This window comes from Akkermansia muciniphila ATCC BAA-835 (assembly GCF_000020225.1).
Lineage (GTDB): Bacteria > Verrucomicrobiota > Verrucomicrobiia > Verrucomicrobiales > Akkermansiaceae > Akkermansia > Akkermansia muciniphila.
In genome coordinates, this window is sequence record NC_010655.1 from 2,381,415 (window position 1) to 2,408,258 (window position 26,844).

The window sequence follows — 26,844 nt, forward strand, 5'->3', positions numbered from 1 at the left end:
CTTTCCCTTTTATGCAGCATACCGACCAGATACAGGCCCTTTCGGAATTCCTGCTGGAATACGCCACCACCCTCATGGGCGCGGGGGTGCACACCAACCGCGCCGTGCGCAACATTTCCCGCATTGCCTCCGCGTACGGATACAGCGCGGACATGACCATTTTCCAGCGCAATATCACCATGAGCCTGATCTGCAAGGATGACGAGACGCTGCGCCGCACCTCCGTCCGGAAACTGAAACCCCTGGCGTTCAACCTGAACCTGATCCAGCAGCTCAGTGAATTGAGCTGGCTCCCGGTGGACAACAACGTCAGCATTGCGGAAATGGAACAGGCATTCCGCTCCATGGTGCGCACCAAAAGATTTTCCCGCTGGACGGACCTGCTCCTGGTCAGCGTAGGCAACGCCGCCTTCTGCCGCCTGTTTAACGGAGACCTGTGGGCCATGCTGACCGTGTTCGCCGCCACCATGCTGGGCTTTCTGGCCAAGCAGCAGCTTACCCGGTTGAAATACAACCCGCTGGGGGTCATCATCCTTTCCGCCTTCACCGCTTCCATGGCAGCCGCGTGCGCCGTCCTTTTCCAGATAGGCTCCACGCCGCAGATCGCCCTGGCAGCCAGCGTCCTGTTCCTGGTGCCCGGCGTCCAGATGATCAACTCCATCATGGACCTGATGCACGGCCACATCCTGATGGGCATCTCCCGCGGCATCCATTCCATCATGATGATTGCCTGCATCGCCATCGGCCTCTCCGCAACCATGCTCATCGTAGGGGTAAACAGCTTATGAATCCGGATCTTATTTCCTCCATCCTTCTGGACGGGCTGATGGCCGCCATTGCCGCCACGGGATTTGCCGTCATCTCCAATCCGCCCAGGCGCGCCATTGCCGTTTCCGCCGTTCTGGCGGCCGTCGGCCACGCTTTCCGCTTTTACATGCTGCACTCCTGGACCATTGACATTTCCAGCGCCACCTTCATTGCCGCCTTCACCATAGGCATGCTGGGCGTCATGACGGCCAAGCTGGTGAAGTGCCCGGCGGAAATATTCGCTTTCCCTTCCCTGCTTCCCATGATTCCCGGCGTGTACGCCTATAAGACCATCCTGGCCCTGATGCAGTTTATGCAGGAGAACCAGGACGCGGCCGTCATGAACCGTCTGATTGTGGACATCTGCAAAAACGGCATCACCGCCTTCTTCATCATCTTTTCGCTGGTTATCGGAGTAGCCATACCCATGCTGATGTTCAAACGGTTGAGCTATACACGCATCATCAAGCCGGGGCATTGACCTTCAAACAAGGGAGACAGGGCATTTTTCTCTTGCCAGACTGCGCCCCGTGTGGTTTACTACGCCCCGCAACGGCAGAAACGCCTGAGCAGACAGCCCCATAGTGTAATTGGTAACACACCTGATTTTGGTTCAGTATTTCTAGGTTCGAGTCCTGGTGGGGCTGCCAATCCAACCCTCCTTCAAGGAGGGTTTTTTGTTGCCTTTTTTCAGGATTCATCCTCTCCCGGAGCAAGCTTGAACGCCATTCCCCCATCATCCGCACAGATTCTTGAAAATCCAGCAATCGTCCTGCCGCGCATGGAACATGCGGGGGTGGAGGGAAATGCCGGAAAGAAGGGTATTCCATGAGCATCGCACACACGGCATTCCGGGGCGGTAAAAGCTCTTGCGTTACAGGGATTTTTTTGCATAATCCCCCGGCAGGAATGACGGAAAAACCTATACAACTTGGGCTTGCCGGGCTGGGAACGGTCGGTTCCGGCGTTTATGAAACGCTGTGCCGCAATCACGCCCTTCTGGAAGCCCGGAGCAAGATTCCTTTCAGGCTCAAGCGCATCGCCGTGCGCAACCTGGAAAAGCCCAGGGAAACCGTCGTTCCCCGGGAACTGCTGACGGACGATTGGCAGGATTTGGTAAACGACCCGGAGATAGACATCATTATTGAGCTGATTGGCGGAACGCGCCAGGCTTACGATCTGGTGACGCTGGCCCTCCGTGCCGGCAAGCCCGTCGTTACGGGGAACAAGGCTCTTCTGGCCGAATATGGAGCGGAGATTTTCAAGCTTTCCGCGGAAATGGGCACCCCCATTTATTTCGAAGCGTCCGCCGGCGGCGGCATCCCCATTATCCAGAGCTTGCAGAATTCCCTGATTTGCAACCACATCAATTCCATTGTGGGCATTATCAACGGAACGTCCAACTATATTCTCTCCGCCATGGGGGAACACGGGGCCGATTACGCGGACGCCCTGGCCCAGGCCCAGAAGCTGGGCTTCGCGGAAGAAGACCCCTCCCTGGACGTCAACGGCTGGGACGCCGCCCATAAGGCGCTCATCCTGGCGATGCTGGCCTACGGAACAACCATTTCCCCGGATAAAATTTACGTCAGAGGCATTGAGAATATCACCAGCCGGGATTTCGAATTTGCCAAAAAACTGGGCTATACCATCAAGCTCCTTGTCGTCATCCGCTACCATGAGGGGCAGGAAGACGCTCTGGAACTGCGTGTCCAGCCCTGTTTTGTCCATGACTGGCATATCCTGGCTTCCGTGAACGGCGTGTTCAACGCTATTTCCGTCAACGGGGACATTGTGGGGGAAACGCTGTTTTACGGCCGGGGAGCGGGCAAGAACCCCACAGCTTCCGCCGTCATCAGCGACATCATCACCGCCATGCGCGAAAGCCGCTATCCGGAATACCATACGGGCTTCAATCCCTATGCCAAGGCCTGCGGGATCATGCATATCAATGATACGGTCACTCCGTATTACGTCCGCTTCCAGGTAGCGGACCAGCCGGGAGTCATTGCGGAAATAGCCCGCATTCTGGCCACCTTCGGCATCGGCATTTCCGCCACCTCTTCCGCTCCCAGCCATATTGATGAAGGCGGAGCCCCCTGGAACGACCTCGTTTTCATCCTCCATTCCTGCCCGTGGGGCCAGCTCCAGAAGGCTCTGGAGGAAATAACCCGCATTTCCTGCGTGGCGGCGGAGCCCCGTGTCCTGCGCATAGAACATCTTCTTCCTCAATCCTAACCTACATATCATCCTGTTACATGGCTCTTATCGTTCAAAAATTCGGGGGCAGCTCCGTCGGCACCATTGACCGCATCCGCAATGTAGCGCGCCGCATCCATGAAACCGCCAGGGAAGGCAACCAGGTGGTCGCCGTCGTTTCCGCCATGAGCGGCGTGACGGACAAGCTGATCGGGCTTGCCAGGGAATTGTCTGAAACGCCTTGCGAACGTGAACTTGACGTGCTGATGGCCACCGGCGAACAGCAGTCCATCGCCCTGCTCTGCATGGCCCTGCATGAACTGGGTGAAAAAGCCATGTCCTTTACGGGGGCGCAGGCCGGAATCACCACCTTCGGCAGCCACACGCGGGGGCGCATCCACAGCATTGACCCGACGCTGATGAACAAGTACCTGCAGGAAGGCAACATCCTTATCTGCGCCGGCTTTCAGGGGGTTACGGAAGAAGGAATGGTCCAGACGCTGGGCCGCGGAGGTTCCGACCTCTCCGCCATCGCCATCGCGGCCGCTCTGAAAGCGGACGTGTGCCAGATTTTTACAGATGTGGACGGCGTCTATACCTGTGACCCCCGCGTGGTCAAAGACGCCAAGAAGATACAAACCCTTTCATATGACGAGATGCTGGAAATGGCTTCCAACGGGTCCAAGGTGATGCAGTCGCGTTCCGTGGAATTCGCCAAAAAATTCGGTGTCGTCTTTGAAGTTCGCAACTCCATGAACAACAACCCCGGTACAATCGTGCAAGAAGAAACTCCCTCCATGGAAGCCGTCGTCATCCGCGGCATTTCCATTGACCGCAACCAGGCCCGCGTCACCATTACCGGCATTCCGGACCAAATCGGCTACACGGCCCAGATACTGGGCGCCCTGGCAGAAGCGGAAATCAACCTGGATATGATTCTGGCCAATACTGCCCACGACGGCTATGTCCGCCAGTCCTTTACGATGCCCTCCAACGAACTGGGCCGCGCCCAAGCCGCCCTTAAACCGGTCATGGCCGCCCTCGGCTCCACCGTCAAGGTGGAAACGGAAGCGGGGCTGGCCAAGCTTTCCCTGGTCGGCATCGGCATGCGTTCCCACTCAGGCGTGGGAGCCACCGCTTTCAAGGCCCTGGCGGACGCCAACATCAAGACCGGCATGATTTCCACCTCGGAAATCAAGATTGCCGTGATGGTGGACGAATCCGATATTGAGGAAGCGGCCCGGGTCGTACATAAGGCGTTCAACCTGGGAGCCTGATTTTCTCAATATTTATCAACTCTCTTTTCCACGCCGGTTCACGTCCCCGTGAACCGGCTTTTTCATGCGGCAAAAAAAGCAGCCCCTTCCCGGAAAAGGAACGCCATCCCCCCGTTTCCTTCCAATTTTCGAAAGAAGGAAGGGCGTCTCTCTCCGCATGCTGTTGCGGGCGTAATGGCCGTCTCAGGAACACAGGAGAATGACGCCGCCCTTTCCCTGTTCCAGTTTTACCGGCTTGCCGCCTGCGTTTTTCAGAGTTCCCATAAAATCCATACCTTCAGGAACGGAAATTCTCCGGTTCTCCATGCAGGAAAGGGAAGTCCTTACAGGTACGGAGCAAAAAAAGCACAACAAACAAAAGGTTCATTTACAGGGGATCAACCGCCCCCCGCACCGCGCAGAGGCTGCCGCAGCCCATCCCTTCTATTGCACCCGTATCGTCTGCTCAATCAGTTCGTTCAGGCGCGGCGCAGTAATGCCGCCGACCATATCCTTCAGCTTCATCCCTTCCAGATACAGAACCGTCAGAGGGACGGCTTCCAGGCCATATTTGCGAGCTATGTCCGGATAGGCATCCGCATCAATCAACACGGCAAACGCCTTGCCGTCCTGCGATTCGGCATAAGATTTTACCGCCTGGACGTAATCCATGGCCGGGCGGCTCCACGAAGCGTAAAAAACAAGGAGCACCTTGCGGCCGGATAATTCCGTAAGCTGCCGCATGTCCTCACCTTTGTAATCCATCCATACGGGGGCCTTTTTCTTAGGTTTTGAAGGAGGGAGGACTTTTTTGGGAGGGTCAAACGTCCTTTCCAGAGGGCGCGGAGCGGGCTTTTTTTCCGCATAACGGGCGCGCCGTTCACTGGAATCGTCGCACCCGGTCAGGCCGGCCGCCAGCAAACCGCAGACCAATATGAACAAGCCCTGTTTCATCCGCAGGCAAGTATGCCCGGAGAAGGCGAATTTGCAAGCCTGAAACCCATCCCGCTTTTCGCGTTGCCCCTCCCCCTTCTTGCTGTTATGGTGAAGGTTGCATGAATGGCGTCCCTCCACTGGAATTCGCAGGGGTTTCCCACTGGGCGGCCCTGGCCGTCCTCCTGGCGGCGGGAGCCTGCATCCTGGAGCTGGGGCAGTCCTACAAGAAAACCGTCAGAAACCGCACTACCTTCTGGCTGGGGGCGGCCTGCCTGTTCAGCCTGGTTCCCGACCTGGCCGCCATGCTGGCCGATGAACCGGAAAAGAACTGGACATGGATGCTCCCCCTGCATTTCTGCTCCGTCATGCAGGTGGTGTGCGCCCTGAGCCTGTGGATACCCTCCCGGCGGCTGCGCTCCGTGGCCTATTACTGCGTGCTGTGCGCCACCCTCCAGGGGCTGGTGACTCCTTCCGTGGCCCATGATTTCCCCTCATGGACGTATTTTGCCTTTTTCCTTTCCCACGGCGTGACAGTCATCACGGCGCTTTACCTGCCTCTGGCTCTGGAATGGAAGCCGGCGCGCTGGGACTTCCTGTGGGCTTTTTTGCTGGCGAATGCGTACCTGGTGGCCATTCATCCCGTCAACATGCTCCTGGGAACCAATTACGGGTTTACCGTGGCCACTCCCGCCGGAGGGTCCGTGCTGGACTTTCTCGGGCCATGGCCCTGGTACCTGCTGTGGATGCAGGTTCCGGCGCTGGCGCTGATGTATCTGCTCACGCTCCCCTTCCGCCGTTATCCCAGAGGCCGCACGGGCAGTTCCCTGTTCCGCCATTGAAAGGGAATCTTTTTTCCCTGCCCCGCCGCTTCCGACGGAATCCCCGCAAAACGGCCCGCCCGCTTCCGGAAAAAAGAGCCCCGGAAAGTTCTTTATTGTATAATCGGCTTGAGGATGCCGATGTAGGTGTCCGATGTCCCTGTTCCGCGATAAATGGAATTAATCCTGATTTTGATGGTGTGCACAGGCTGCCTGTAATACGGAGGCACGACAATCTGCGGAGTCCAGTCATCCCGCAGCGTGGCGTCAAAAGTATAAGTTCCGTTCAGCGTCACCTGAATGCCTTTGGGGCGGCTGAACATGGAGTAGGCAATATTCGGGTGCCTCCGGGCTTCCGAATCCTTTTCCGGGTCGGTCACCGGGGAAATGCCGGTCTCCAGCATGATTCCCAGCAGCCGGCCGGGTTTCCTGAGCCTGATCTCCAGGGTTTCCCCCTGGCCGTCCCCGGAAACGCTTTCCGCCCAATAGCCGGAACTTTTTTTCAGATTGTCCGGGGAACATGGAACCCCGTAGGGGTCCCTGTCCAGGGTGGAGCTGGCAGTCACGTCATACTGGTCCGTCAGGACGCCCCTTTCTCCGCGGACGGTCATCCGCCCATCCTTGTCCAGCACCCACCCGGGCCCCGGAGTAAGCACCAAGGAGGGAGCGTAGGGCCTGCCGTCCGCTCCCAGCAAAGACCAGGTATAAACGCCTTTGGGCGTCGTCATGATGGATTTGGCATCCGCGGAGGGATCCAGCTTGACGGACTGGTTGGTCATCTCCGAGCTGTACACATTGACCACCGCCCTGGGGGTGCCCCCTGTCCAGGTTATTACCGGAGAGGTAAGCAGCGTCAGGCGCGGTTCCCCCATGTGGACCTTCGGTTCCGGCGTAATGGCAACGTCCTGCGTATAAGGAACGGAGAACTGGAAGGTAAGAACATGGATTCCCGCCTTGTTGGGAACCTGGGCCACCAGCCAGTGAGTTATGCCGGCAATGGGAAACATGGAGGGAGCGTCCGCCTGGAGATGCCGCCCCTCCACCAGGGAAAAATCACATTTCAGATCATCCACGGATGTGACGACGTCCTGCACCGCTTTCGTAAAAGGGAGGCTGCGTATGGGTTCCTGCCTGGCGGCATTGGCCTGTTCATCAGGCGGTTCGTACTGGAACGGCACGCCTACGGAAATGGTTTTCCCCCTGATTCCCCTGGGAATATCCAGCGCGCAGGTGTAAATGAGGAAAGCCTGGTGCTGCTTCAGGGAAACAGTAACGTCCAGCGCGTTCAGCCGGATTCCGTCCGCCTGCGTCAAATCCATGGGAACGGGCAAGCCGGGAACCGGAGCGATGCATTGAAAGGATATCTCCTGCTGGCGGGGGCGGTCCGCTTTTTCCGCGGCGGTCTGTTCCTTCTGCTGGGGTTCGGCGGCCATGCCCGGCACGCAGCATGCAATGCCGGCCAGCCAGATCAGGGTAGCCAATCTCATGGCCGTTAGATTAACGCGTGGCAGCCCGTTCATCAAGTCCATTTAGGGGAGGGGGAAAGGTCCCTTCGTACCCGCCCTTTTCCCTGAACAAACAAGGGCGGCCCTCCTTTGAACCAGCGACGCCCGCAGCAGGAAAACATTCGTTCCAAACTCCGGAATTGGTCGCTTCATGCCCTTGGAAGCGGGTTCCGGGGTTCCGCCTGGACGTCTCTCTGCCGGAGAAGCGGAAAGATGGCCCATGGCACATGACAGGTAAAAACCAACTGAGGGGCATCGGAGGGCCTTTTCCGCCACAAACCAGCATAATTAACTCATTAACAACAATCGACATCCATTGTTGCATATTTGCAGAAAGACCGTGTTCTTCCGCTTTCCAGGCGCCGTTAACGTACTCTTATTACCAGGGTTTTTCATGAAAAGCCCGTTTCCGGGGGAGAGCCAAAACGCCCAGCCGCCCCCCTTCGCCAAACAAAAAAGAAGCATGCGGAAGACAGAAAAAATCACGCAAGACAGGAGAATTTTTTCTAGAAAACAGAACAAATAATACAATATATAGTGTATATAAAAAAATACTGTACAATATTTCCTTTTCATCAGGATTATTTTTCAGTAGATAATGCACACGCTACGCGCCGCCGCCCCATGACGAAGCGCAAAAGCCTACGGGATTATTCCCAAACCTTTCTACTTCGCAATCCAATGATCACAGACAACTCGCAAACCATACTCAAACTGCGTACAGGCCAGGAAATCATCCTCCCCCAGAGGAAAGACCTGCTGGGCGGTTTGAAATTCACCAGAAGATTTTCACACAATGAAGTCCACCCCTATGATGAAGTGGACTGGACACGCCGCGACGTCCGCATTATGGATTGGAAAACCGGCAAGACCATTTACGAGCGCCTGGGTCTGGAAGCTCCGGCCCACTGGGATGACAACGCCGTCAAAATCACGGCGGACAAGTACCTTTTCGGCAGTGAACCCGGCTCCCTAGAATATGAAGACAGCTTCCGCAATATCTACGACCGCATTTCCAATACCTATACCGTATGGGGATGGGAGGAAGGCTACTTCGCCACGCTGGAGGACGCGGAAATTTTCAATGAGGAAATCAAGGCCATGCTGGTGCAGCAGATATGGGCGCCCAACTCCCCCGTCTGGTTCAACATCGGCCACTGGGAGCAGTGGCGCTGGGGACGCCCGGACCTGAGGGAAAACTATACAGGCCACGGCAACAAGGCCTACCATACCAAAGGGACCAAGAACAATCTGAAAACCTTCATGGTCCAGTCTACGTATGAATACCCCCAGTGTTCCGCCTGCTTCCTGACGGAAGTGGGAGACAGCATGGAGGATATTCTGGACCACCTGACGACGGAAGGCCGTATTTTCGCGTCCGGTTCCGGAGTAGGCATCAACCTGTCCACCCTCCGGTCCTCTAAGGAGCCCATCAGCGGCAAGGGCCGCTCCTCCGGCCCCATCTCTTTCGACCGCGGCTGGGACCGCATGGCCGGAGCCATCAAATCCGGAGGCAAGACGCGCCGCGCCGCACGCATGGTCCTGATGTTCAGCGACCACCCGGATATTTTCGAATTCATCAATACGAAAAACCGCCAGGAAGACATCGCCAAGGTTATCCTGCGCGAACACAACGTGCATGTGGAGCTCAAGCAGATTGCGGAGACCAAGCTGGTTGCCGGCACTCCGGCGGAAAAGGCCGCCGCCCGCGTCATTCTTTCCCTTCCCCTGGCCACCCGGAACAGTTTTGACCCGCACATGGACGCCCTGCTGTACGGGGAAACGCTTTCCCACCAGAACGCGAACCATTCCGTTTCCCTGAAGGGGGATTTCTGGCAGGCGCTCGCCAATAACGGCAATACCTACACGCGCTGGGTCACGAATCCGGCCCACATCGAACAGACGTTCCGCGCCCAGGAACTTCTGGAAGCCATGGCCCAGTCCATCTGGGACAACGGGGAACCCGGCGTGCACAATAACGACGTGATCAACCTGTGGAATCCCGTCAAATCCATCGGCACCATCACTACGTCCAATCCCTGCTCGGAATACGTCTTCCTGAACAATACGAGCTGCAACCTTTCCTCCTTCAACGCCTATCGCTTCCTGATCAAGGGAGAGGACGGCAAGCCCGTTTTTGATGCGGACGCCCTGACCCACGCCGCCCGCCTGGCCATGGTCTGCGCGGACCTGAATGTGGAACGCGGCGGCTTCCCGATTGAAGAAATCGCGGAGGGCACCTACAAGTACCGCACCACGGGCATCGGCTTCGCCAACGTGGGCGGCTCCCTGATGGCCCTGGGCGTGCCTTACGATTCCGACGAAGGCCGCTGGATTGCCTCCCAGCTTTGCAGTGCCCTGACGGCGGCCTGCTGGACGGCCTCCGCGGAAATGGGCGCGGAACTGGGTTCCTACGTGGAATACCCCGCCAGCAAGAAAGACCTGCTCGCCGTGCTGCGCCTGCACAACGCAGCCCAGAAACTGGCAAGCGCCCTGCCCTCCCAGAAGGACTCCAAGACGCTGGACGACCTGATTGAGAACATCATCGCCAATGCCGGAGGGATCCTGCCGGAAGCGCAGGGGCTCACCGCCTCCTATGCCCTGCATGCCTACCTCAAGAGCTTCAAGGCCCCCACCATGATGAACAGGGAGCGCATCGCCCCTGCGGCCAAGCTGGCGGAAGCCGCTTCCGACATGTGGGCGAAGGTGATCAAGGCCACGGCGCACCGCAACGCGTTTGTTTCCGTGATGGCACCCACGGGCACCATTTCCGCCCCGCTGGGCTGCTATGATGAAGGCACTACTTCCATTGAGCCGGATTACACGCTGGTGAAATGGAAGCAGCTGGCGGGCGGAGGCTCCCTGAAGATGTTCAACCGCCTGGCCCTGGAAGGCCTCCGCTCCCTGGGTTACCCGGAAGACTTCGTCAATGAAGCCGCTCTGGAAGTGGCGGGCCTGGACGGCCTGATTTCCGCGTTCCAGGGGAATATGGATTACGTCGTGAACCAGCTCATTGTGGACCCCTGCAATGACCAGGCCGGCCCCGTGCGCCTCGCGTGGCGCCGCCTGCTCTCCGGAACGGAATCCCGCAGTGAAATTCAGGAAAAAGTGGCTTATATCAGCAACCCGGCCAACATGGCCGTGCTGACGGCGGATGAACTCGCCGTAGTCAACGGAGCCGCCCATATTGAATCCATACCGTGGCTGAATAAGAAGGACCTGCCGGTCTTTGACTGCGCCGCCACCAACGGCAACGGCATCCGTGCCATTTCCCCCGCCGGCCATGTGCTGATGCTGGGCGCCCTCCAGCCCTTCATCTCCGGCGCGTGCTCCAAGACGGTCAACATGCCCGTCTCCGCCAGCGTGCAGGATATTTACGATTCCCTCATCATGTCCCACGAGCTGGGCGTGAAGTGCATCGCCATCTTCCGCGCCGGATCCAAGGCGAATGCCGTTTACGTGGTGGATACCCCGGAAACGCGCATGTTCAAGGCCAACCACGTCTGGGAACAGCTGGTGAATGCCGGATCGGACGCCATTGACGAAATCATCGCGGAGGCATCCAAGCCGCGCCAGCGCAAGCTGCCCGGTCGCCGTCTGGGCCAGACCGTAAAATTCTCCGTAGGCGGCCAGCTGACGGGCTACCTGACGGTAGGCGTTTATGCGGACGGCACCTGCGGGGAAGTTTTCGGACGCCTGGGACAAGTCGGCTCCTTCGCCTCCGGCATGTTTGAAGCTTACTGCAAACTCCTTTCCACCGCCCTTCAGTTCGGCGTGCCTCTCAAGGAAGTGGTCAAGGGTTTCCGCAATTACTCCTTCGAGCCCTCCGGGTTCTGCCGCGTGGGGGACGACACGGAGGCGGACACCTGCACGGAAATCCGCTCCTGCGCTTCCGTGGTGGATTTGATTGCCAAAATCCTGGCGTGGCTTTTCCCGGAAAGCAACGGCTACCGCCTGCGGGACGTATTCTCCATCCCCAGCGTCAGCCTTCCGGGCCAGGCTCCGGATACGACGGTAAGCGTGCTGCCCCCCCGCATCATCACCACTCCGGCGCATCCCGCTACTCCGGCCCTGCCGGAAATTCCCGCCGGAAAGGTTCCGGAAGGAACGATGCTCAACGGCGCCTCCCTCTGCCCGCAGTGCCACTCCCTGGCCTATGTCCAGGACGGCAAATGCAAATCCTGCCGCTCCTGCGGATACAAGGACGGCGGCTGCGGGGAATAAACGGTAACCAGATCATTCCATACCCGCTCTTTCCAGGCGGAACCCGGCAGCTGCCGGGTTCCGCCTGGTGAATTTACGGAGAAGGCATTCTTTCCGGGAGAGACGGTTTTCCGGCCCTCCCGGCTCCCGCCCGGCATGAACTTTCCGGAAAGAAGCGAACGGAAACCGCCGCGCGGGGAAAAGGAATGATAGGCGTTTGCCTTGAAATCCGGCAGCATTTCATTCATAGTCCGGCGCGTACGCCTGAAGCCGTTCCCACATTTTCCATGAAACCCTACTATACCCTGGCCGATCTTCTGGATGAAGAACATCCGTTTGACGCCGGGGAAACCGTTCCCGCCAGACTGGTCGTAATCGGTTTCCCCATTGCCCATTCCAAATCCCCCGCCATGCAGCAGGCCGCGCTGGATGCGGCGGGCATTCGCGCCCGGTATATCCGCATCCAGGCCGCTCCGGAAGAATTCGGGGAGGTGGTGCGGCTCCTCAGGAAAAGGGGATTCACGGGGGCCAACGTTACGGTTCCCCACAAGCAGGCGGCCTGTTCCCTGTGCAGTGACACAGACGCCCTTTCCCGCGCTACCGGCTCCGTCAATACTCTTGTTTTCCAACAGGACGGTTCCGTCTCCGGATTCAATACGGACGGCCCGGGGTTCGCCCGCGCCATCCGGGAGGAATTTTCCGTGGATTTGCGCGATTTGAAAGTGGCCCTTCTGGGCTCCTGCGGCGGGGCCGGGCTTGCCCTGGCCTACACCTGCGCCATGCAGCGTTGCGAACGGCTGACGCTGGCCGGAAGATCGGAAGAAAAGCTTCAGGAGCTTAAAAACAGGCTGAGTTCCTTTTTCATTGACGAACACAGGCTGGAAGGGGCCTCCGACCGCCTGGCGGCCCACCAGAACAATACGCCCCGTTTCAATGCCGCCGTGGAGGAAGCGGACCTGATCGTCAACGCCACCTCCCTCGGCCTGAAGCCTACGGACCCTTCCCCCGTCCCCCCTGCACTGCTTTCCGCCCACCATCTGGTTTATGATTTACAGACGCATGACGATGCCTTCCAGATGGAAGCCCGCTTTCAGGGCGCCAGAGTTTCCAACGGCCTTTCCATGCTGGTTCACCAGGGGGCCCTTTCCTTTGAACGCTGGTTCGGCATCAAGCCGGATATTTCCGCCATGCGCCAGGCTCTTGAACAAAAGCATGACTGACGGCACCCCCCATTTTAACATCCATGCTTTCCGGAACGCGCTGGTAGAATGGTTCAGGCGCGAAGGGAGGGATTACCCGTGGCGGCGGACAACGGATCCGTGGCACATCCTTGTTTCCGAGCTGATGCTGCAGCAGACTACCATTCCCACCGTTTTGGGAAGATATGACAGATGGATGCGCCAGTTCCCCACTCCGGCGCATCTGGCTGCCGTGGACGAACAGACGGCCCTGCGCTCCTGGGAAGGGTTGGGCTATTACCGCCGCGTGCGTTCCCTCCAGGCCATCGCCAGGGAAATCGTCAACGAATTCGGAGGGCGGTTCCCGGACAATGCGGAAGGGCTGAAACGCCTGCCGGGCATCGGCCCCTACACGTCGGGAGCGCTCCTCTCCTTCGCCTTCAACAAGGCGGCTCCCATTGTAGACGCCAATGTCGCGCGCGTCCTGGCCCGCATTGACAATTATTCCGTTCCCGTGGATTCCACGGAAGGCCAGAAATACCTGTGGAGCCGCGCGGAAAGCCTGGTGGATCCGGAACATGCCCGTGAATTCAATTCAGCCATCATGGAACTTGGGCAAACCTGCTGCAGCATCAGTTCTCCAGACTGCCTGCTGTGCCCCGTGCGCCCCTTCTGCTCTGCGGAACGGCCGGAAACGCTTCCCGTCAAAAATCCCAAGCCTCAAGTCACCCGGGTGGAACACCACGATATTCTTTACATCCGCGGCAAATCCGTCCTGCTGGCCAAATGCCCGGAAGGCAAGCGCCATGCCGGCATGTACCGCTTCCCCCAGAGGGAGGACGAGCACACCCTTTCCCTGCCCCATGTCCTGAAACAAACCTACAGCATTACCCGCTACAGGGTGACCCGCTACATCCACCATGTGACGGATACGCCTCTCCTCAGGGAAGGAGAGGAATTCGTGCCGTTGGACAAAATCCACGGGCTGCCCATGGCCTCACCGGACCGCAAGGCACTGAACTCCCCCACCCTCGGCAAACTGCTGGACCATATCAGATGAATGACAGATTGACGCCGGAACTTGTCCTCTCCGCCTATTGCCAGGGGTGTTTTCCCATGGCGGACCCGGAAACGGGAGAAATCTCCTTTTACGAACCGGACCCGCGCGCCCTGATTCCGCTGGACGACCGCTTCCACATCCCCCACGGCCTCAAACGGGCTTTGAATAAAAAACCCTTTGAACTCCGGATGGATACCGCTTTTCCGGAGGTGGTCCATGCCTGCGCCCGGACGGACCAGCCGGAAGAACAATGGATAGACGGACAGATTGAAGAAGCATACGGCAAGCTTCACGAGATGGGCTTCGCCCACAGTGTGGAATGCTGGGACGAGGAAGGGCTGCAGGGAGGACTGTACGGAGTAGCCCTGGGGAAGGCTTTTTTCGGGGAAAGCATGTTCCACCGGAAAACGGACGCCAGCAAGATCGCCCTGGTGGCTCTGGTGCAATACCTACGGGCGCATCGGTTCCTTTTTCTGGATACCCAGTGGACTACGCCGCATCTGCTGAAATTCGGAACCTATGAAGTGCCGGCCAAGGAATACCGGAAGCTTCTGAAGAGGGCACTGGAGGAACAATAAACTATATTTTACTGTCCGGTGTAAACGGTCATGAGATTGATTCCCAATTATGGGAGATCCGACAGCGCACCGGATTTCATAACCTGCTGATGATTTTTCTTCGGGCTTTGCCATCAATACTTGCCCCCCATGCCACCCCTTACGACCAAACGTTCAGGAAGCATGGCTCCGGCATAAAAAACTCCGGAATCGACATCAACGGCACTCCGGGAAAGACTGCGGAGTATTTTGGGAAAGATGCACTTCCTCTTCCGCCAGGAGAGCTTCGGCCCATGATGCCATTAACATGATTTTTTGCAGCAAGGCGGAAGCCGTCAAACATGCCCAAACCAAACGCATGGAGCAGTTTGGCCCGCAAGGTTCAAGCCATATCTGACAAGACCGTTCCATCCGCTAAAACAGCCCGTGGTTCCGAAGAACCACGGGCTGTTTATTAACCCTTAACAAAAAGGTTTATTCCTGTTCCAGAGCAGCCTGGGCCGCGGCCAGACGGGCGGTCGGGACGCGGTAGGGCGAGCAGCTCACATAAGTCAGGCCCAGCGTGTTGCAGAACTTGACGGAAGCGGGGTCGCCGCCGTGTTCGCCGCAGATGCCCAGTTTGATGTCCGGGCGGGTGGAGCGGCCGAGTTCCACGGCAATCTTCATCAGCTTGCCGACGCCGTTCTGGTCAATGGAAGCGAAGACGTTCTTCTTGATGATTTCCAGTTCCTGGTACTGCGGCAGGAAGGAGCCGGAGTCGTCGCGGCTCATGCCCAGGCCCGTCTGGGTCAGGTCATTGGTGCCGAAGGAGAAGAACTGGGCGGTTTCCGCGATTTCGTCAGCCGTGACGGCAGCGCGCGGGATTTCAATCATGGTGCCGACGAGGTAGTCCACTTTGACGCCTTTTTCCTCAAATACCTGCTGGGCCACCTTGTCAATGATGGCTTTCTGGATGTCCAGTTCCTTCTTGAAGGCCACCAGAGGAACCATGATTTCAGGCACCACGGCAAATCCTTCTTCCTGGGAGACTTCCACAGCGGCTTCAAAGATGGCGCGGGCCTGCATTTCCGTGATTTCCGGATAGGCGATGCCGAGACGGCAGCCGCGGTGGCCGAGCATCGGGTTGAACTCATGGAGTTCGGACACGCGGCGCATGATAACTTCCACAGGCATGCCGATTTTCTGGGCCAGGTCAAGCTGCTGTTCCTTCGTCTGGGGAAGGAATTCGTGCAGGGGCGGGTCCAGAAGGCGGATGGTGCCCGGCAGGCCCTTGAGCGCCTTGAAGATGCCCTTGAAGTCCCCCTTCTGGTAGGGAAGGAGCTTGGAAACGGCGGCTACGCGGTCGCTCTTCTTGGTGGAGAGGATCATTTCACGGACGAAGTCGATCCGGTCCCCTTCAAAGAACATGTGTTCCGTGCGGCAGAGGCCGATGCCGGTGGCGCCGAAGGCGATGGCGGTTTCCGTCTGCTTGGGAGAGTCCGCATTGGTGCGCACTTTCATTTTGGTACAGTCGTCGCACCACTGCATGAGCTTGGCGAAGTTCTGGTAGGTGCGGCTGTCTTCCGGCTTCATGGTCTTGGAAATCAGGACCTGGATGATTTCAGAGGGGGAAGTTTCCACCTTGCCGGCGTATACCAGGCCGCTCGTTCCGTCAATGGAGAGGTAGTCACCTTCGCTGATGGTTACGTCGCCAACGGAAACGGTGCGGTTGTTGTAGTCCACAATGATTTCATCCGCGCCGCAAACGCAGACTTTGCCCATCTGGCGGGCAACGAGGGCGGCATGGGAGGAAACGCCGCCGCGGGCGGTCAGGATGCCTTCAGCGGCAATCATGCCGCGCAGGTCTTCCGGAGAGGTTTCCAGACGGACCAGCAGAACCTTTTCACCTCTATCCGCGGCTTCCACACAGCGTTCCGCGTTCAGGTAGATGCGTCCGGTGGCGGCGCCGGGCCCGGCGGGAAGACCGCGGGTCAGAACCTTGGCACTCTTGATGGCTTCACGGTCAAAGATGGGGGTCAGCAGCTGGTCCACCTGGTCCGCAGGAATGCGGCGCACGGCGGTTTTCCAGTCAATCAGGCCCTGTTCCACCATTTCACAGGCAATGCGGAAAGCGGCCACGCCGGTGCGCTTTCCGTTGCGGGTCTGGAGCATGTAGACGGTGCGGTCCTGAATGGTGAATTCAAAGTCCTGCATGTCATGGAAGTGGTTTTCCAGCACTTCGCGAATGCGCACCAGTTCATTGAAGGCGGCGGGCATCACTTCATGAAGGGCAGCAACGGGGGCGGGCGTACGCACGCCGGCCACGACGTCTTCACCCTGGGCGTTCATCAGGAATTCGCCATAGAATTCGTTTTCGCCGGAGGCGGGGTTGCGGGTGAACGCCACGCCGGAACCGGATTCCTCACCCGTGTTGCCGAAGACCATGGCCTGCACGTTGACGGCGGTGCCCCATTCGGACGGAATGCCGTATTTCTGGCGGTACACGATGGCGCGGTCATTGTTCCAGGAACCGAACACGGCGCCAATGGCTCCCTGAAGCTGTTCCCAGGGGCATTCCGGGAATTCATGGCCGGTGCGTTCCAGCACCAGGGCCTTGAAGCGGGAGACAAGTTCCTTCAGGTCATCGGCAGAGAGCTTGGTGTCTTCCACGTCCTCGCTGCCAAAGCGTTCTTTCTTGATGGCAGCGATGGCGGTTTCAAAGGGTTCGTGGTCTTCATCCGGGGTTTTCTGCACACCCAGCACCACGTCGCCGTACATCTGCACGAAGCGGCGGTAGCAGTCCCAGGCGAAGCGGGGGTTGTTCGTAGCCTTCACCATGGCTTCCACGGATTTTTCATTCAGGCCGAGGTTCAAAATCGTGTCCATCATGCCGGGCATGGATTCACGGGCGCCGGAACGCACGGCCACCAGCAGGGGCATAGCTTCCGTATCGCCGAACTTGCGTCCCAGGATCTGTTCCATTTTGGCAATGCCTTCCTTGACCTGCGCGTCAAGCTGGGCGGGATAAGTGCAGCCGTGATCGTAGTAGTAAGTGCAAACTTCCGTAGTGATGGTGAATCCGGGAGGGACAGGAAGGCCGATACGGGCCATTTCCGCAAGGTTGGCGCCCTTGCCGCCCAAAAGATTTTTCATGCTGCCATTGCCGTCGGCGGACCCTCCGCCGAAAGAATAGACGAATTTGTCAGTAGATGCGCTACACGCGCAGGAATTGGTGGACATATCGATTATTGTAGTCGAATTAATGATTCTGCCCAAACATCGACCAAAGGAGCCAACAAAAGACCCAATAGCGAGTTAGGGTCGAATAAGGATGCCTTCGGCTCCTTGCTTTGTCAATTCGAAATTGTACGGAAAACAAAAATATTTTTCAGAGTTTTTGGGGAAAAGAATGCATGCCAAAACCCTGCTTTTCCAGCCTGTCCCGTCCGGAACCGCTCTTCCTCCGGGCAACGCCGCTTCCTGTTTTCCGGCGGCCCCGAAATTACCTGGAAAGAAAAGCGCAGCGAGTTTCTTTTCATGGCTGTCCGGAAAAGAAAAACGGACGCTTATCAACCGGATAAGCGTCCGCCGGAAATAATATGCCCTGTTTTTTATGCCTTGCAGAAGGTGTCTTCATCCGCACAGTCAGCCTGAACCCACTTGACGGAGGAATCACCGGAAGCTATATGCACGAGGCAATGGTACACGGCTTCCTGGTCCGCATCCAGCCGGGCAGCCATCTGGGCGGCGGTTTCCGGGGCGGTTCCCAGAGCCCCCCTTACCCTGCCCAGCAGGGCCAGGAAGGAACCCGCCGCTTTTTTGCCGGCTTCCACGCCGGGCTGGTGGTAGGCGTTGATGTTGACCAGGGAAGCATAGAAGGAGACGGCGCGCTCAAACAGAGCAATCAGCATGCCAAGCGTTTTGGCGTTCACCTCCGGGATGGAAATGGTGATGGAGGAACGGCCGGATTCCGCCAGAGCCTGGCGGGTGCCGCGCAGGAAGCCCTGGAGGAAGTCTCCGCAGGTGGCGCCCGCTTCCACTTCCACCGCATCCGCGGAACATTCGCGCACTTCAATGAAGGTGGCGAAGAAGTTGTTCACGCCGTCACGGAGCTGCTGCACATAGGCATGCTGATCCGTGGAGCCCTTGTTGCCGTACACGGAAATGCCCTGGCAGACTTCGTTGCCCTCCAGGTCCAGCCGCTTGCCGAGGGATTCCATAATGAGCTGCTGGAGGTATTTGGAGAAGAGCACCAGGGCATCCTTATAAGGGAGAACCACCATATCCTTTTCCCCCTTGCCGCCGGTGGCCTTGTACCAGGCCAGCGCCAGTTTCATGGAGGCGTTGCATTTCACGCAGTCCCGGCGGGTCTTTTCGTCCATCAGGCGCGCGCCTTCCAGCAGATCATCCACGTTCACGCCCTGAAGCACGGCGGGAACCAGCCCTACCACGGACATGACGGAGGTGCGGCCGCCCACCCAGTCTTCCATCGGGAAACGCCTGAGCCAGCCTTCCGCCTCAGCCGTTTTGTCCAGCCGGGAACCCGTTCCCGTGACGGCGACCGCCTGGGGTGCGAATTCCAGCCCGTTCTTCCTGAAGAAGTCCTGGGCCACCAGCATGCCGTTGCGGGTTTCCGGCGTGCCGCCAGATTTGGAAATGACAATGACAAGCGTTTCTTCCAGAGGGAGGGATTCCAGCACCCGGTACATGCCGTCCGGATCCGTGTTGTCCAGAAAGAACATGTCCAGCCCTGCCGCCGGAATGGCATCCGCCACCAGCTCCGGGCCAAGAGCGGAACCGCCGATGCCGATGACGAGGGCGGCGGAATATTGTTCCGCGCGGGGAGGCGTTATTTTGCCGTCCAGAACGTCCCGTCCGAAGGCTTTGACGTCCGCCAGGGGGCCGTCAATGGCGGCTTTCAATTCCGGCGTGGGAGCCAGGGAGGAGTTGCGCAGCCAGTAGTGCCCCACCATGCGTTTTTCATCCGGATTGGCGATGGCGCCGGATTCCAGCGCCTTCATGTCGGCAAACGCCCTGTCTATCCGTCCCTGCATGGAAGACAGGAATGCGTCGTCCAGCGGAAGTTTTGAAAAATCAAGGGAAATGCCCAGTTCAGGGTAGCGAACGAGTTGTTTTGCGTATAAGCTCATGATGGTCATGGATTGGAAAAAGGGTTACCGGAGTTTTTTCAGGATGCTTTTGGCCTGCACGTCGCCCTGGTCCGCCGCTTTCTGGAACCATTCCCGGGCTTTGGCCATGTCCTTGGGCAGGCCGAAACCGGTCTGATACATCACGCCCAGGTTGTATTGCTCCGAGGCATAGCCTTCCGCAGCCGCCCGGCGGCGCGTGCGGGACTGTTCCCTGGCTTCCGCAGCGGTAAGGCCCAGAACCCGCGCCGCGTCCGGCCACGCGGCTCCGAATCTGGAAGCGGAAGGGGCATAGCCGGCGGCTCCGGCCTTGCGGTGCATTTCCTCCGCTTTTTTCTTATCCCTCTTCACGCCGTATTTGCCCTGGTCATACAGGAACGCCATGCCCCAGTAGCCACGGGGGCAGCCCAACTCCGCCGCCTGCTGGAAGCATTCAAAGGCATCTTTATATTTTTTGGAACCCATGGCGCGCACGGCGTCGGAAATATGGAGTTCCGCCTCCTTCAAGCCTAGGAATTCCGGAATAGCCGCCCATTCCCTTTTCAGTTCCTCCCTGTCCCTTTTGGACTTGGGAGGCATGCCGGACGGACCGGAAAAACGGAAAAGGGGGAAGTAACCCTCCATGGCTCCCATGTTGCCCAGGCCAGACATCAGAAAAACGCCGGGAGAGACCTTCCACATGTGCATGTACTGGATGCGGCCTTCCTGAAGGGATTCCCTGGCCACCCACTCCGGCATGTTCGCCGGTTCCCCGAATTGTTCCGTCAGGCCCACCAGAAGAGCCTTATAGGCGGATTTCAGCCTGGTCTCATATTCGGAACCACGGTATTTGCTCCGGGAGTAGAGGACAACGGCCCTCAAGCCGCCGGAGGGGTCATAGTCAAAGTTCAGGGAAAAAGTCTGGCCGCCTATGGACTGCCTGGTTTTAAACACGCCGTTGAGCCCGGTGCGTGAAAGGAGGGCGTCCGTGGGCGGCCCTTCAAGCTGCTTGCTCCGCCTCAGGGTTTTCAGCACCTGGTCCTTGTCCATCCCCACCTCCAGTCCCTCATAAAGGGCGGCAAGCAAAGGGGAACATGTGAGAGCGAAGAGTCCAGCAACATAGGCTAGTTTTTTCATAGAAAAAGCAATTGGGCGGTTTTCTACCAGACCGGAAGAGTTTTCAAAAGGATAAAATGCGTCAGCGATGCAGAGGAAAATTTTTCATAAAATATTCATTTCCAGTCTACCCACAGTCTTTTCAAATAATCCTCCCCGGAGAAATCCGGGGGCATGGGGTCATGAGTCAGGCGGAAACCGGGAACGGCACGGGCCACCATCCTGCGGAAGTCCTCGTGGCCCAGCTTGCGGCAGTTGCTGGTGCACAGCATCCAGCCGCCCGGTTCCAGGCATTCGCGAGCCAGCGCCACCAGCTCCCCGTAGTGGGATTCCACCCGGAACACCTTTCCGCGGTCATCCCGGGAAAACGTGGGAGGGTCCAGAATAATGCCGTGAAAGGTGCGGCCCTGCCTGGCGAACCGTTCCAGCCAGCGGCGCGCGTCCCCCTTGCAGAAATACTGGGCGGAGGGCTCAATGCCGTTCAGCATGAAATTTTCCCTGGCCCAGTCCAGGCACGGCTGCGCCAGATCCAGCGTGGTTGTCTGCGCTCCGCCCAGGGCCGCATAAACGGAAAAGGCTCCCGTATAGGCAAAAGTATTCAGCACCCTCATGCCCGGAGCGCTTTTTTCCCTCACCCGGCGGCGGTGGTCGCGCTGATCCAGAAAAATTCCCTGGGAATAACCGGCGGACATGTCTATTTTAAAACGCACTCCCTGCTCCAAGGCCGTAAATTGCAGGGGAAGGAGCGGCCCGGCGATCTGGACGGGCGCGTCTTTCTGGTTTTGTTCCAGTTTTTTGTGGAATACGGGCATGCCCGTATCCCGGAGTTCGCTTTCCAGGTCCGCAGGAATGGAACAGCCGCGTGTGGAGACGAGAAGACGATCCGCCATCTGATCCACAAAGACACCGGGGATTCCATCCCCCACCCCGTCCATGACCCGGAACATATCCGTATCCGGCGGAATCAATTCCCTGTTGCGTTCCACGCAATAATGATAATTTCTCTCCACGGCAGAGCAAAGAGTAACGGATGAAGAACGTTCCCGCAATGTCAAAGAAGCAGGAGCCTCATTTCCTCCGGAGCAAGAGTTCCGCCAGGGAAAAACGGTTATTCGGACGGCCCTCCTTCATCAACAGAGACATTAAAAAAATCGCCTGCAAGGCTAGACCTTGCAGGCAACAACATTTTTTACTGCCGGAAAAGAGGTTCTCAAGCTCTTCGGCGGCGAACCATCAGGGCCGCCAGCCCCAGCAGACTCAGGGACGCCGTAGCAGGTTCCGGCACGGCAAGACTCCTGGTTGCAGCAACAATTTCTTCAGGGGTCGCTACGCCCGGCGTAATGCCCATGCCCGTTACATAGTCCGTGTTAACAAGCACAGTTTGATAGTTTTGGGATGTCGTCAAATCGGTGTAGGCAAAATTCCGACCATTATTGCATGGCACTCCATTACCCTTGTCATCAACTACTTTTGTTCCCTTTGCTCCGTCTGACTGGACAGCCGCCACGAGAGTAAGGGTGACGTAATCAGTCTCTTCCACGGTGTAGGAAAGATTCGCCAAACTCTCCAGAGAAAGGTAAGCAGAAGCACCAGGACTCCACACAGATCCCTGGTAGGCAAACTTAAGACCATCCGCCGTCAACATCAAGCCTATGGAACCGGAAGTTGAGTTTTCGCTTATTCTTAAATCAACCAGCAAAATGTTGAAAAAATCTGCTTCATGTATGGCGCTCCGCATAGCCGAGAGATTCAGGCTGAGCGTGATGGAGGAAGGATGACGCTCCCCACCGGTGGTAACTGCGGAAGAAATGGCACCTGCAGCAAACCCGTTGACGCTGTCATCTTCCGGAGAAGAGTAGGAGATATCCCCACCAGAAAAATTCTGCGACAGATCCGTAAAAAATGTAGTAGCGGCAACAGCACTGCCTTGAAGAAGCCCCCCCAATAAGAGAGAGATAAAAGTTGAAAACTTCATATGCGACATTGTGCGGATTAACTATCCGTTGGGAAAAAACAGGTATTGCACAATGTTCTCAAAAAATGATGAACAAATATCGTAATTAATTGAAAATCAAATTATATCTATTATATATCATGGAATTTGAAATAAACTCGTCCAAAAAACATTCACAGATATTTTCTACGATTTGCCAATCTGTTTTTTCTGTCTGTGAATCTGCGTAAATTCCTTTTTTTTAAAAAAATAGTTTGACAGCGGATAGTTAATCCGCTCACAAAAAAAGAGGCCGGATTTTTCATTCGGCTTCTCACAGGTCATTACACTGACCAACAACGATTTCCGCTTATTCAGCATACTGTTCGTTAAGAGCTTCCATGATTTCCCTGGAAGCTTCCGGAATGTTGGTGCCCGGTCCGAAGATGGCCACAGCTCCGTGTTCCTTCAGGAAGTCATAGTCCCGGACGGGAATAACGCTGCCACAGAAGACCAATGATGTTCAGAACGTTTCTTTCTGGTTTTGTTCCAGTTTTTTGTGGAATACGGGCATGCCCGTATCCCGGAGTTCGCTTTCCAGGTCCGCAGGAATGGAACAGCCGCGCGTAGAGACGAGAAGACGATCCGCCATCTGATCCACAAAGATCCATCCCCCGCCCCGTCCATGACCCGGAACATACCCGTATCCGGCGGAATCAATTCCCTGTTGCGTTCCACGCAATGATGATCATTTCTCTCTACGGCAGAGCAAAGAGTAACGGATGAAGAACGTTCCCGCAATGTCAAAGAAGCAGGAGCCTCATTTCCTCCGGAGCAAGAGTTCCGCCAGGGAAAAACGGTTATTCGGACGGCCCTCCTTCATCAACAGAGACATTAAAAAAATCGCCTGCAAGGCTAGACCTTGCAGGCAACAACATTTTTTACTGCCGGAAAAGAGGTTCTCAAGCTCTTCGGCGGCGAGCCATCAGGGCCGTCAGCCCCAGCAGACTCAGGGACGCCGTGGCCGGTTCCGGAACGCTGGCTGTTTCTCCAGAAATAGCCAGAGCATTGAACGTAGGCGTGTGGGAGGAACCCGGAGTATTCACCGTCAGAATAATTTCGCCATCTTCATTGGCAATAACGTCACTAATGGTGTACCCCGTGGGAGTCCGGGCCTGAATTGTCTGAGAGTTCGCACCTATGGAAGGAGCCGCGCTGTCGTAGGTATTGGAAGTCACCAGGGAATTCCAGGCACCGGCCCCCTCAAAAGGACACCCGGTAACAAGGGCAATCTGGTAGGAAGCACCAGCCACCAGACCGGAAATAGTCAGGGAAAGAGAAGCTCCTTTGGGGCCGGAGATAAAGGTCTGCCAAGAGTTTCCGAAAGAGATCTGGTTTTCCATAAAAGAATCCAATCCCTGTGTATCAAAAGAAGTTCCGGAGGAAACCCAGTCCCCAGAAGCGGCGGAAGAAGTAGAACCCAGATTAGCGGAAGAGGCTGCCGTAGCCAGGGTTGCAACAAATCCGGAACCGGAATCGGTTACAGAAACAGTCTTGGCGGGAGTTTCCGGAAGCAAAGAACTGTTAAAATCAAATAATACAGTAGCAGCACTCGCGGAAAGCGCGGATACCACAGCCAACATGGAAATAGAGGCGATTCTTCTCATAAATAGCAGGTAAACAGCAACTGATTTCAGTCAGTAACGGATTGACTATCCGGTGTCAAATTATTTTTTAAAAAAAAGAGGGGGTTATGCGGACGGAACAGATGAAAAAACGGAGTATAGAAAAAATAATAAATAAAAATATCTCCAAAAATATTGGTTGCGACGTTTATTTTAAATAAATAATATGCTATTTATTATCAATAATTTGAAGTCGATAATAGCTGCTACTCCTGAATATTTTCAATGTCCGCTTTTTTTCACCGGATAGTCAATCCGCTCACAAAAAAGAGGCCGGATTTTTCATCCGGCCTCTCGCAACAGGTATTTACCTGATAAACAGGAAATTCCGTTTAGTCAGCGTACTGTTCGTTAAGAGCTTCCATGATTTCCCTGGAAGCTTCCGGAATGTTGGTGCCCGGGCCGAAGATGGCCACAGCTCCGTGTTCCTTCAGGAAGTCATAGTCCTGGGCGGGAATAACGCCGCCGCAGAAGACCAGGATATCCGGACGGCCCTGCTTGGCAAGTTCCTCCACCAGGGCGGGAAGGAGAACCTTGTGGCCGGCGGCCAGAGAGCTCATGCCGATCATGTGCACGTCGTTTTCAATCGCCATTTTGGCAGTTTCCTCCGGCGTCTGGAAGAGCGGGCCCACGTCCACGTCAAAACCGAGGTCGGCATAGGCGGAGGAGACCACCTTGGCGCCGCGGTCATGGCCGTCCTGGCCCATTTTGGCGACAAGGATGCGGGGACGACGCCCCGTGCGTTCGGCGAAGTCATCCGTCATCTTGCGGACTTCCTCCACCAGCGGATCTTGACCATAGGATTGAGCGTACACGCCGGTAATGAGTTTGATTGGTGCTTTATGACGCCCGAAGTGTTTTTCCAGGGCGGAGGAGATTTCACCCAGGGAGGCGCGGGCCTTGGCCGCCTTGATGGCAAGGTCAAGGAGATTGCCTTCCCCCGTGCGGGCGCATTCGGACAGGGCTTCCAGCGCGGCTTCGCACGCGGCGGAGTCCCGTTCCGCGCGCAGTTTCTGCAGGCGGGCGATCTGGGCTTCCCGGACGGTGGTGTTGTCCACTTCCAGAATATCGATCTGGGCTTCCTGTTCCAGACGGTATTTGTTAACGCCGATGATGGGTTCCTTTCCGGAGTCAATGGCGGCCTGGCGGCGCGCTGCGGCTTCTTCAATGCGCATCTTGGGCAGCCCGGTTTCAATGGCCTTGGCCATGCCTCCGAGTTTTTCCACTTCCTGAAGGTGGGCCCAGCCCTTGCGAATGAGCTCATTGGTCAGGTATTCCACATAGTAGGAACCGCCCCACGGGTCGATTACCTTGCAGATGGTGGTTTCATCCTGAAGATGAAGCTGGGTGTTGCGGGCGATGCGGGCGGAGAAGTCCGTCGGCAGGGCAATCGCTTCGTCCAGGGAGTTCGTGTGCAGGGACTGCGTATGGCCGCAGGCAGCGGCTAGGGCCTCAATGCAGGTGCGGGTGACGTTGTTGAACGGGTCCTGTTCCGTGAGGGACCAGCCGGAAGTCTGGGAGTGCGTGCGCAAGGCCAGGGACTTCGGGTTCTTGGGATTGAACTGCTTGATGAGTTTGGCCCACAGCACGCGGGCGGCGCGCATTTTGGCCACTTCCATGAAGTAATTCTTGCCCTGGGCCCAGAAGAAGGAAAGACGCGGCGCGAAGGCGTCAATGTCAATGCCCGCCTTGATCCCGGTGCGGACATATTCTAGGCCGTCCGCAAGGGTGTAGGCCATTTCCAGGTCCGCCGTAGCGCCGGCCTCCTGCATGTGGTAGCCGGAGATGGAAATGGAGTTAAACTTGGGCATGTACTTGGAGGTGAACTCAAAGATGTCCGCAATAATCCTCATGGAGGGATCAGGCGGGTAAATGTAGGTGTTGCGCACCATGTATTCCTTGAGAATGTCATTCTGGATCGTGCCGGAGAGCTGGTCCAGCGTGCAGCCCTGTTCCTGGGCGGCGACGATGTAGAAGGCCAGCACGGGCAACACGGCGCCGTTCATGGTCATGGAAACGGACATTTTGTCCAGGGGAATGCCCTTGAAGAGGATTTCCATGTCCAGAATGGAGTCCACGGCCACGCCGGCCTTGCCCACGTCACCCACCACGCGGGGGTGATCGGAGTCATAGCCGCGGTGCGTCGCCAGGTCAAAGGCAATGGAAAGGCCCTTCTGGCCCGCCGCCAGGTTGCGGCGGTAGAAGGCATTGGATTCCTCAGCCGTGGAAAAGCCGGCGTACTGGCGCACCGTCCAGGGGCGCGCCACATACATGGTGGCATACGGTCCGCGGAGGTTGGGAGCCACACCGGCCGTAAAGTCCAGGTGCAGGCAGTCGTCGTACACGCTTTCCGAGTAGGTGGGCGGCACGGGAATTTGTTCATTGGTCATCCAGGTTTCCGTTTCGGAAGCCGGGGACGGGGCACCAGCCTTGATTTCAGGATAGGAGGCGGATGCAAAATCAGGAATATTGCTCATTGGGTGGAA

General features: G+C 57.2%; 20 protein-coding genes and 1 tRNA gene. 10 read left to right on the plus strand and 11 right to left on the minus strand.

The genetic code is table 11. The features are described from left to right. The first annotated feature begins 11 nt into the window (after window positions 1-11). The 5 genes from AMUC_RS10470 to AMUC_RS10495 all read left to right on the plus strand — a co-directional run bounded on the left by AMUC_RS10470 (window position 12) and on the right by AMUC_RS10495 (window position 4,283). The gene (locus AMUC_RS10470) at window positions 12-788 is read left to right on the plus strand and encodes a threonine/serine exporter family protein (RefSeq protein WP_012420989.1); all 777 of its coding nucleotides are present in this window, start codon (window positions 12-14) and stop codon (window positions 786-788) included. Beyond that, complete coding sequence (locus AMUC_RS10475) at window positions 785-1,288, plus strand: threonine/serine exporter family protein (RefSeq protein WP_012420990.1); 504 nt, start codon at window positions 785-787, stop codon at window positions 1,286-1,288. Before AMUC_RS10470 ends, AMUC_RS10475 begins: the two co-directional genes overlap by 4 nt. 94 nt (window positions 1,289-1,382) lie before the next feature. After that, a tRNA-Gln gene (locus tag AMUC_RS10480) sits at window positions 1,383-1,457 on the plus strand. Between the two features lie 259 nt (window positions 1,458-1,716). Beyond that, a complete protein-coding gene (locus tag AMUC_RS10490) occupies window positions 1,717-3,045 on the plus strand; it encodes a homoserine dehydrogenase (protein ID WP_012420991.1) in 1,329 nt (442 codons plus the stop codon). A gap of 20 nt (window positions 3,046-3,065) precedes the next feature. Then, a complete protein-coding gene (locus AMUC_RS10495; RefSeq protein ID WP_012420992.1) occupies window positions 3,066-4,283 on the plus strand; it encodes an aspartate kinase in 1,218 nt (405 codons plus the stop codon). Window positions 4,284-4,706: 423 nt separating this feature from the next. On the opposite strand, the gene AMUC_RS10500 is transcribed toward AMUC_RS10495, so the two are convergent. Then, complete coding sequence (locus AMUC_RS10500) at window positions 4,707-5,216, minus strand: thioredoxin family protein (protein ID WP_012420994.1); 510 nt, start codon at window positions 5,214-5,216, stop codon at window positions 4,707-4,709. Between the two features lie 101 nt (window positions 5,217-5,317). Between AMUC_RS10500 and AMUC_RS10505 the strand changes: the two genes are divergently transcribed. Further along, on the plus strand, window positions 5,318-6,037 hold the full coding sequence (locus AMUC_RS10505; RefSeq protein ID WP_012420995.1) for a YwaF family protein: 720 nt from the start codon (window positions 5,318-5,320) through the stop codon (window positions 6,035-6,037). 92 nt (window positions 6,038-6,129) lie between these two features. Here the strand turns inward: AMUC_RS10505 and AMUC_RS10510 are convergent, their stop codons facing one another. Next, window positions 6,130-7,503 (minus strand): NADase-type glycan-binding domain-containing protein, encoded by a 1,374-nt coding sequence (locus AMUC_RS10510; protein ID WP_042448368.1) that lies wholly within the window; start codon window positions 7,501-7,503, stop codon window positions 6,130-6,132. 699 nt (window positions 7,504-8,202) lie between these two features. Here AMUC_RS10510 and AMUC_RS10520 point away from each other — a divergent pair. The 4 genes from AMUC_RS10520 (at window position 8,203) to aat (ending at window position 14,540) form a co-directional block, all read left to right on the plus strand. Further along, window positions 8,203-11,745, plus strand: coding sequence for an adenosylcobalamin-dependent ribonucleoside-diphosphate reductase (locus AMUC_RS10520; protein ID WP_012420997.1), 3,543 nt, complete (start codon window positions 8,203-8,205; stop codon window positions 11,743-11,745). Window positions 11,746-12,011: 266 nt separating this feature from the next. Next, the gene (locus AMUC_RS10530; RefSeq protein ID WP_012420998.1) at window positions 12,012-12,944 is read left to right on the plus strand and encodes a shikimate dehydrogenase family protein; all 933 of its coding nucleotides are present in this window, start codon (window positions 12,012-12,014) and stop codon (window positions 12,942-12,944) included. Next, window positions 12,937-13,962 carry an A/G-specific adenine glycosylase gene (locus AMUC_RS10535; protein WP_012420999.1) on the plus strand — a complete coding sequence of 342 codons (1,026 nt, stop codon included), beginning with the start codon at window positions 12,937-12,939 and terminating at the stop codon, window positions 13,960-13,962. Before AMUC_RS10530 ends, AMUC_RS10535 begins: the two co-directional genes overlap by 8 nt. Beyond that, window positions 13,959-14,540, plus strand: a complete 582-nt coding sequence (gene aat / locus AMUC_RS10540) for a leucyl/phenylalanyl-tRNA--protein transferase (RefSeq protein WP_012421000.1) — start codon at window positions 13,959-13,961, stop codon at window positions 14,538-14,540. The genes AMUC_RS10535 and aat overlap by 4 nt, the downstream gene beginning before the upstream one ends. Window positions 14,541-14,993: 453 nt before the next feature. On the opposite strand, the gene ppdK is transcribed toward aat, so the two are convergent. The 9 genes from ppdK to scpA all read right to left on the minus strand — a co-directional run bounded on the left by ppdK (window position 14,994) and on the right by scpA (window position 26,835). Further along, entirely contained in the window at window positions 14,994-17,738 is a 2,745-nt protein-coding gene (ppdK, locus tag AMUC_RS10545; RefSeq protein WP_012421001.1) for a pyruvate, phosphate dikinase, read from the minus strand. Window positions 17,739-18,109: 371 nt separating this feature from the next. After that, entirely contained in the window at window positions 18,110-19,657 is a 1,548-nt protein-coding gene (locus tag AMUC_RS10555; protein ID WP_012421002.1) for a glucose-6-phosphate isomerase, read from the minus strand. A 15-nt stretch (window positions 19,658-19,672) separates the two neighbouring features. Next, window positions 19,673-20,761: a tetratricopeptide repeat protein gene (locus AMUC_RS10560; protein WP_012421003.1), complete on the minus strand. Its 1,089-nt coding sequence runs from the start codon at window positions 20,759-20,761 to the stop codon at window positions 19,673-19,675. Between the two features lie 95 nt (window positions 20,762-20,856). Then, entirely contained in the window at window positions 20,857-21,750 is an 894-nt protein-coding gene (locus AMUC_RS10565; protein WP_012421004.1) for a class I SAM-dependent rRNA methyltransferase, read from the minus strand. Window positions 21,751-21,950: 200 nt separating this feature from the next. Beyond that, window positions 21,951-22,715, minus strand: a complete 765-nt coding sequence (locus AMUC_RS10570) for a PEP-CTERM sorting domain-containing protein (protein ID WP_012421005.1) — start codon at window positions 22,713-22,715, stop codon at window positions 21,951-21,953. 328 nt (window positions 22,716-23,043) lie between these two features. Then, entirely contained in the window at window positions 23,044-23,190 is a 147-nt protein-coding gene (locus AMUC_RS12725) for a hypothetical protein (RefSeq protein ID WP_157738286.1), read from the minus strand. Window positions 23,191-23,196: 6 nt separating this feature from the next. Beyond that, window positions 23,197-23,325, minus strand: a complete 129-nt coding sequence (locus AMUC_RS13055; RefSeq protein WP_256943616.1) for a hypothetical protein — start codon at window positions 23,323-23,325, stop codon at window positions 23,197-23,199. Between the two features lie 310 nt (window positions 23,326-23,635). Continuing rightward, window positions 23,636-24,340: a PEP-CTERM sorting domain-containing protein gene (locus AMUC_RS10580; protein ID WP_012421007.1), complete on the minus strand. Its 705-nt coding sequence runs from the start codon at window positions 24,338-24,340 to the stop codon at window positions 23,636-23,638. A gap of 350 nt (window positions 24,341-24,690) precedes the next feature. After that, on the minus strand, window positions 24,691-26,835 hold the full coding sequence (gene scpA, locus AMUC_RS10585) for a methylmalonyl-CoA mutase (protein WP_012421008.1): 2,145 nt from the start codon (window positions 26,833-26,835) through the stop codon (window positions 24,691-24,693). Between the last annotated feature and the right edge of the window lie 9 nt (window positions 26,836-26,844).

What these genes read in the sequence shown, in the direction of transcription:
- AMUC_RS10470 (WP_012420989.1), top strand. Translation starts at nt 12, where the DNA reads ATGCAGCATACCGACCAGATACAGGCCCTTTCGGAATTCCTGCTGGAA.
- AMUC_RS10475 (WP_012420990.1), top strand. Translation starts at nt 785, where the DNA reads ATGAATCCGGATCTTATTTCCTCCATCCTTCTGGACGGGCTGATGGCC.
- AMUC_RS10490 (WP_012420991.1), top strand. Translation starts at nt 1,717, where the DNA reads ATGACGGAAAAACCTATACAACTTGGGCTTGCCGGGCTGGGAACGGTC.
- AMUC_RS10495 (WP_012420992.1), top strand. Translation starts at nt 3,066, where the DNA reads ATGGCTCTTATCGTTCAAAAATTCGGGGGCAGCTCCGTCGGCACCATT.
- AMUC_RS10500 (WP_012420994.1), bottom strand. Translation starts at nt 5,216, where the DNA reads ATGAAACAGGGCTTGTTCATATTGGTCTGCGGTTTGCTGGCGGCCGGC.
- AMUC_RS10505 (WP_012420995.1), top strand. Translation starts at nt 5,318, where the DNA reads ATGAATGGCGTCCCTCCACTGGAATTCGCAGGGGTTTCCCACTGGGCG.
- AMUC_RS10510 (WP_042448368.1), bottom strand. Translation starts at nt 7,503, where the DNA reads ATGAGATTGGCTACCCTGATCTGGCTGGCCGGCATTGCATGCTGCGTG.
- AMUC_RS10520 (WP_012420997.1), top strand. Translation starts at nt 8,203, where the DNA reads ATGATCACAGACAACTCGCAAACCATACTCAAACTGCGTACAGGCCAG.
- AMUC_RS10530 (WP_012420998.1), top strand. Translation starts at nt 12,012, where the DNA reads ATGAAACCCTACTATACCCTGGCCGATCTTCTGGATGAAGAACATCCG.
- AMUC_RS10535 (WP_012420999.1), top strand. Translation starts at nt 12,937, where the DNA reads ATGACTGACGGCACCCCCCATTTTAACATCCATGCTTTCCGGAACGCG.
- aat (WP_012421000.1), top strand. Translation starts at nt 13,959, where the DNA reads ATGAATGACAGATTGACGCCGGAACTTGTCCTCTCCGCCTATTGCCAG.
- ppdK (WP_012421001.1), bottom strand. Translation starts at nt 17,738, where the DNA reads ATGTCCACCAATTCCTGCGCGTGTAGCGCATCTACTGACAAATTCGTC.
- AMUC_RS10555 (WP_012421002.1), bottom strand. Translation starts at nt 19,657, where the DNA reads ATGACCATCATGAGCTTATACGCAAAACAACTCGTTCGCTACCCTGAA.
- AMUC_RS10560 (WP_012421003.1), bottom strand. Translation starts at nt 20,761, where the DNA reads ATGAAAAAACTAGCCTATGTTGCTGGACTCTTCGCTCTCACATGTTCC.
- AMUC_RS10570 (WP_012421005.1), bottom strand. Translation starts at nt 22,715, where the DNA reads ATGAAGTTTTCAACTTTTATCTCTCTCTTATTGGGGGGGCTTCTTCAA.
- AMUC_RS13055 (WP_256943616.1), bottom strand. Translation starts at nt 23,325, where the DNA reads ATGGCGGATCGTCTTCTCGTCTCTACGCGCGGCTGTTCCATTCCTGCG.
- AMUC_RS10580 (WP_012421007.1), bottom strand. Translation starts at nt 24,340, where the DNA reads ATGAGAAGAATCGCCTCTATTTCCATGTTGGCTGTGGTATCCGCGCTT.
- scpA (WP_012421008.1), bottom strand. Translation starts at nt 26,835, where the DNA reads ATGAGCAATATTCCTGATTTTGCATCCGCCTCCTATCCTGAAATCAAG.